The organism is Cellulomonas marina, assembly GCF_900111925.1.
GTDB lineage: Bacteria > Actinomycetota > Actinomycetes > Actinomycetales > Cellulomonadaceae > Cellulomonas > Cellulomonas marina.
Genome location: NZ_FOKA01000029.1, coordinates 1 through 5,816 on the forward strand (window position 1 = coordinate 1; position 5,816 = coordinate 5,816).

Genomic DNA, 5,816 nt, shown 5'->3' on the forward strand with positions numbered 1-5,816 from the left:
CCACGGGTGGGTCTACGTGACCTACACCGGGCTGATCACCGCGCGCGGAGTGGTCAGTGGCCACCAGCTGCTCCAGGGAGTTCTGGCCCGCTACGCACTGCCGCACCCCACCCAGGACGCTGACGAGCTGCGCCGGTTCTTCCTCGAGGACTCTGCCGCGCTCGTCGACCGGTTCGGTGGACGCATCGGCGCCGTCCTGCTGGGTCAGGCGTACGTCGCCCCCGTGCGGCGCAACCCGTACTCGGTCGTCGTCGTCGGGTCCAACGGCTCGAAGAAGACCGGCCTGTGCGCGTTGTCGATGCACCACTTCGGCACCGCGTGGGACCGCAGCCGTCCGACGGCATCCATGACCGGGAACGGCTCGACGCTCAACTCGGTGCGTCTGGTCGCCCACCAGGCCAAGGACGCCGTGGCGTTCTTCGACGACGTCACCCCGGGCGGGAACTCGACCGCGGCGCAGGTGCGCCTGGGCGAGATGCTCCAGCTGCTGTTCAACCAGGAGGTGCGCGACCGGGCGAGCCGTGACGGCGACGGGATCCGCGCCGGCCACGTCCCGCACGCCAGCGGTCTGTTCAGCTCCGAGCTCATGCCGAAGTTCGGCGCCAACGCCCGACGGGCACTGGTCGTGCCGCTGCAGCGCGACGAGCTGCAGCTCGACGACATCCTGCACCTGGACCGCATCGAGTCCCGCCTGGGTCGGGCCACCCTGCAGGCCTCGATGATCGGCTGGGCGGCCCGCGACCTCGAGCGGGCCCGGCAGATCGTGCGCGACGCCGCCACGACGTACGGCGAGACGCTGCGCGCCGCCGGACGCACCAGCGAGGAGGCCGAGGCCGCGGCGTACCTGTGGGCCGGGTGGACGCTGATGACGACCTTCCTCGTCGACGTCGGTGCGCTCGAGCTCGCCGAGCAGCGGGACTGGCTGCAGCGGGCGCACCAGGGGCTGCACGAGGCGATCGAGGCCGCCCAGGACCCCGACAGCCCGCTGAACGCCGGTCTGCGGCTGCGCGAGCTGATCGCCTCGTCCCTGCGCTCGGGCGTCGCCCACCTGACCGACGTCACCACCGACGACGCACCCTCCGACGAGGGTCTGGCCATCCGCCTGGGCTGGCGGCGGGTCAACCTGGGGATGAACGACGAGCATGGGTACCCCCGACGTCGCCTGGAGGCCAAGGGACTGCGCGCCGGCTACGTGAACGCCGACGCCGGCGAGGTGCTCCTCGACGCGACGTCCCTGGAATCCCTGATCAAGGCCTCTGCTGCAGGTCTGTCCGAGCCGTTCAGCATGGACGCCGGCACCGCCCGGCGCGCCCTGCACGAGGTCGGGGTGCTCAAGGCCCAGTGGGACTCCCACGGCGCCGGGCGGTGGCGCTACACGATGAAGCGGACCATCGCCTGCGAGTCCTCGAGCGTGACCGGTCGAGCCGCTCAGCGCATGGTCACCGTGCTCGACCTGGCCGCCCTCATGGGCGACGAGGACGATCCCACGACGCCGCAGCAGCCCACCCTGCCGCTCGCGCCGATCGGCGGTCCGCCGACGCCCCAGCCGACCTCCGATGGTCCGTTCGACGGGTCGCCGGCACCCGAACCCGTCTCTGACACGCCGGCACCTCCGGCGCCCACACCCGAGCCCCACGAGGAGACCGACGTGGAGTCCCCCGACGTCGCCGTCACCCTGCTGCCCGAGCCCGGCGAGTGCAGCGTCTGCCACCACCCCGCCCGGACCGCCGTGGGCAACATGCCGGTGCACGCCGAGTGCTGGGGCGCGATCGCCCGGGGTGACGACGAGGCGTTCGCTCGGATCGCAGGCGAGGCCGCCGAGCCGCAGCCCGCGGCCGTCGAGCCGCAGCCGACCCCTGAGCCGCAGGCGGCAGCCGTCGAGCCGCAGGCAGCCGCCGAGCCGGCGACCGCGGCCGCTCGGGCGGAGACCGTCGAGACGCGCCGCGACATCTCGCCGACGTCCACACGGACCGCCGTACGTGCCGGCGCCCCCCGGCCGTCGGCCACGACCAGGCAGTCGTTCGCCGCGGCCGCGGCCGTCGTCGACGCCGCCGGCGTCCACCTGTCCAACGGCGACCAGCTGCCGCTGCCGCCCATCCGCCACCTCGGCGACCTCGCCGAGCTCGGCTACGAGCTGCGCCTGGGCACCCAGGTCGTCGAGCCGTCCCGCGCAGCGCACGGGTACGCCGACCCCGGGGTCGTCGTGGTCGGTGCGGAGCTCGCCGAGCAGCTGGGCATCACCACTCGTGGCCTGCCCCGCGACGGCGCGGACAAGGGCGCCGCGTTCGCCGCGGCGCACACCGACCACCCCGCGCTGCGGGCCGCGCTCGAGGACGGCTGGTGCGTGGCGGAGCGGGTCGGTACCGACCTGCGGGGCTGGACCAAGATGTGGAGGGCGGGACAGCCGTCGGTGTACGTGACGTTCGCCGACCTCCTGCCCCCGTCGGTGCGGTCCGGAGATGCCGACGCCGCGACCGTCGCGCGGCGCCTCGGGCTGTTCTCCAAGGTGCTGGGAACCGGCTACCACCTCTCGCAGCACGCCACCGGCCTGGATCTGATGCAGCGGCTGCGGGTGAAGGCCAAGGACGAGTTCGTGGTCCACACCCCGCCGCGGCCGGCGCTCGCTCTTGGTGACCCCGACCTCAACTGGGCGCGACCGCCCATGGCGGAGGAGGCGCAGCTCACCTACGTGCACGCCTACGACCGCGGCGGCGCGCACCTGGCCGGCGTGGCCGGCCTCGAGCTGCCTGTCGGTGAGCCGACCGAGTTCCCCGAGGGGCGCCCGTTCGACCCGCGGCTGCCGGGGTACTGGTTCGTCGAGATCCCGGCCAGCTCGAACGACTGGCGGTTCCCGCACCCGCTGTTCAAGGGGATGCGCAGCCGCGAGTTCGACTGGGTGACCACCCCCACGCTCACGCTCGCCAACGAGCTCGGCTACGACCTCGAGGTCCGCCAGGCGTGGGTCTGGGAGCAGCACGCCCGCGTGCTCGACCCCTGGTACAAGCGCATCACCGCCGCGCGGACCGCGACCGACGACGAGAGCGACCCCGACCTCGCCGCCGTCCGCACGATGCTCAAGGAGCTCTACACCCGCAGCATCGGGATGATGGGCTCGCGCACCCACGCCGAGGGCACCACGACGTTTTACCCCGAGCGGCGCCACCACATCGTCGCCAAGGCCCGGGCGAACCTGCTGCGCCGCATCGTGCAGATCGGCCAGGACAGCGGCGTGTGGCCGCTGGCGGTCAAGACGGACACCGTCGTGTACGCCTCCGCCGAGCCCGACCCGATCAAGGCGTGGCCCGGCGACCCGAAGCACCTCGGCCGCGGCCTCGGCCAGTTCAAGGTCGAGGGCACCGGACTCCTCGCCGACCAGCTGCCCCACCTGCAGGGGCCCAGCTGGCCCGACGACGGCAAGGCGCTCCTGACCGGTCGCACCCCTGACGACGGGAGCGAGTGACGATGCCCGACGACCGCCGCTCCAGCTTCTTCCAGGCACTCACCGGCCGCGCCGGAGCCGATGTGTCGGGGACCGCCGGCGGTGACGTGCGCGGCATGCTCATCGCCGCCTACGGCGCCTCGCGCCGCGACCCGGCCAAGCCTGACACCGCGGCCGCGGCCAAGTCCCTCGGCGTCTCCCAGCGCACCGTGCAGCGCTGGCTCGCCGACCCCACCAGGCAGCAGCGCTACCGCCCTCGAGCGGACCTCCTGACGAAGTTGAGCACCCGAGCGCGGCAGGCCGCCACGACCAAGCGGGGCCGCGAGAGGGCCATCAGGGACACGCTGCTGGCCAAGGGGCTGCCCACTGGGATGCGCGTCTCGGTGACCGGCCAGCAAGGTCCTGAGCGGGCCTACGCGCGGTTCCGCACCGCGAACTTCGATCTGGACGACCCGAGCCTGTCGTCTGGGTTCGTCACGGCCTACATCGACGGCGGCGATCAGGGCGCGATCGACTGGCTGCGCGACAACTCCGACCTGACGTACAACATGGACCGCTGGTACTTCGGCGACGTCGAGGACGTCGAGATCCGCGGTCCCTACGGGCGGGGCTGAGGAAGGGACGTGCCACGTGCGTGACTCGAGGAGCTCGACCGACCGGGTGGTGAGCGCGCAGCGTCTGCGTCAGCACGTCGAGGCGCTCGCCGTCGGGCCACGCAGCGATCGCCACGCTCGGGCCGGAATGCAGGCCGCTCGTGAGTACGTCACCGAGCACCTGCAGGCCGCGGGGTGGGTCACCCGCGAGCAGCCCGTCGAGGTGTCGGGGCGGTGGGGCCTGAGCGACGACCCGACCGGCTGGCGCATGTGGTGGCCGTTCGTGCACCACTCCCACGTCTTGGGCACGAACGTGCTGGCCGAGCGCGAGGCGAACAACACCCGCCCGCCGCTGGTCATCGCCGCGCACCTGGACACGGTGCAGGCGAGTCCGGGGGCGGATGACAACGCCTCCGGCGTGGCTGTCCTGCTCGAGCTGGCCACGGTGCTCTCCGCGACCGATGTGCCCGTGCTCCTCGCCGTGCTCGACCTCGAGGAAATCGGCCAGTTCGGCGCCAAGGCGTTGGCCCAGCAGCTGCGAGCGGGGCGCGGGGCGACCGGCATGGTCGCGCTCGACGCCGTCGGCTACTACACCGACACGGTCGGCTCGCAGCAGATCCCGTTCGGCGCCGGCGCCGGGATGCCCACCGTGGTCAAGCACGCCCGTGCCAACGGCCGGCGAGGCGACTTCGCCGTGGTGATCCACCGTCGGTCGTCCCGCGCGCTCGCCGAGCAGTGGTGCGCAGCGGCGGCCGCGCACAGCTCAGGGCTCGTCGGTGTTCCGCTCGCTGACCCGCGCCCGGAGGGCTGGCTCGGCCGGCTGGTGACGTTCCTCCTGCCGGCCACCTCGAACCTCGACCGCAGCGACCACGCCCCGTTCTGGCGAGCGAAGGTCCCCGCGGTGCTGATCTCCGACACCGCGAGCTTCCGGGGTGGGCACTACCACCGGCCGACCGACACCCCGGACACACTCGACTACGAGCGCCTCGCCGGTGTCGCCGAGGCCACCCGGGCCCTGGCCGTGTCGCTCCGGCGCTGACGCACCCCTTATATAACGGGATGGTCACAGTGGCATCGGGAGTGTCGGACCCCGATGGGATCGTCGACCTCATGACGGACCCGATCTTGCCGACCGACCCTCGAGCGCTCACCGAGAGCGCGAAGTGGGCCCGCGGCATGCTGCAGCCTGACCGGGCGGTCATCCTCGACACCGAGACCACCGGCCTGGAGGGATTCGTGGTCGAGCTTGCAGTCCTCGATCCCGCCACCGGCCGGCCGCTGCTCGACACCCTCGTCCGGCCGCCGGTGCCCGTGGAGCCCGAAGCCCAGGACGTCCACGGGATCACCAACGCCAATGCTCGAGAGCGCCCCGAGCTGGTCCGAGGTCCTGCCGACACTCCTGGACGTGACTCGTTTCCGCACGGTGATCGCCTACAACGCACCGTTCGATGCCGGCGTCATTGCGCGGCACACCCGCGCGACCGGGCGCCTGCTCGAGCATCTCGCCGAGGCCGGCCAGTGGGCCTGCCTGATGGAGCGGCGCGCGGCCTGGGACGGCAGCGGCCAAGGGACTCGCCTCGGCGCAGCGCACCGAGCCCTGGGGGACTGCCGAGCCGCGCTCGAGCTGCTCGAGCTCATCGCCGCCGGGCCGGCCTAGCCCCCGGACCCCCAAGAGGCTGCGCGGTGCGCAGCACCGCGGTTCCGCGACCTACCTGTGGCCGCCTTGGCGGCCACCATGCCCGTGCGCCTGCGCGGTGCGCAGCACCGAGCATCCGCCGCGCCGG

General features: G+C 73.0%; 3 protein-coding genes and 1 pseudogene. All 4 read left to right on the plus strand.

The window, feature by feature from the left end:
• Positions 1–3,460, plus strand: a pseudogene (locus BM048_RS17545) (hypothetical protein); the annotation flags it as partial.
• Positions 3,461–3,462: 2 nt separating this feature from the next.
• Entirely contained in the window at positions 3,463–4,053 is a 591-nt protein-coding gene (locus tag BM048_RS17550) for a hypothetical protein (protein WP_139224536.1), read from the plus strand.
• 127 nt (positions 4,054–4,180) lie between these two features.
• Positions 4,181–5,071: a M28 family peptidase gene (locus BM048_RS17555; protein WP_139224537.1), complete on the plus strand. Its 891-nt coding sequence runs from the start codon at positions 4,181–4,183 to the stop codon at positions 5,069–5,071.
• Positions 5,072–5,437: 366 nt separating this feature from the next.
• A complete protein-coding gene (locus tag BM048_RS19095; RefSeq protein WP_308439518.1) occupies positions 5,438–5,689 on the plus strand; it encodes a 3'-5' exonuclease family protein in 252 nt (83 codons plus the stop codon).
• Positions 5,690–5,816: the final 127 nt, after the last annotated feature.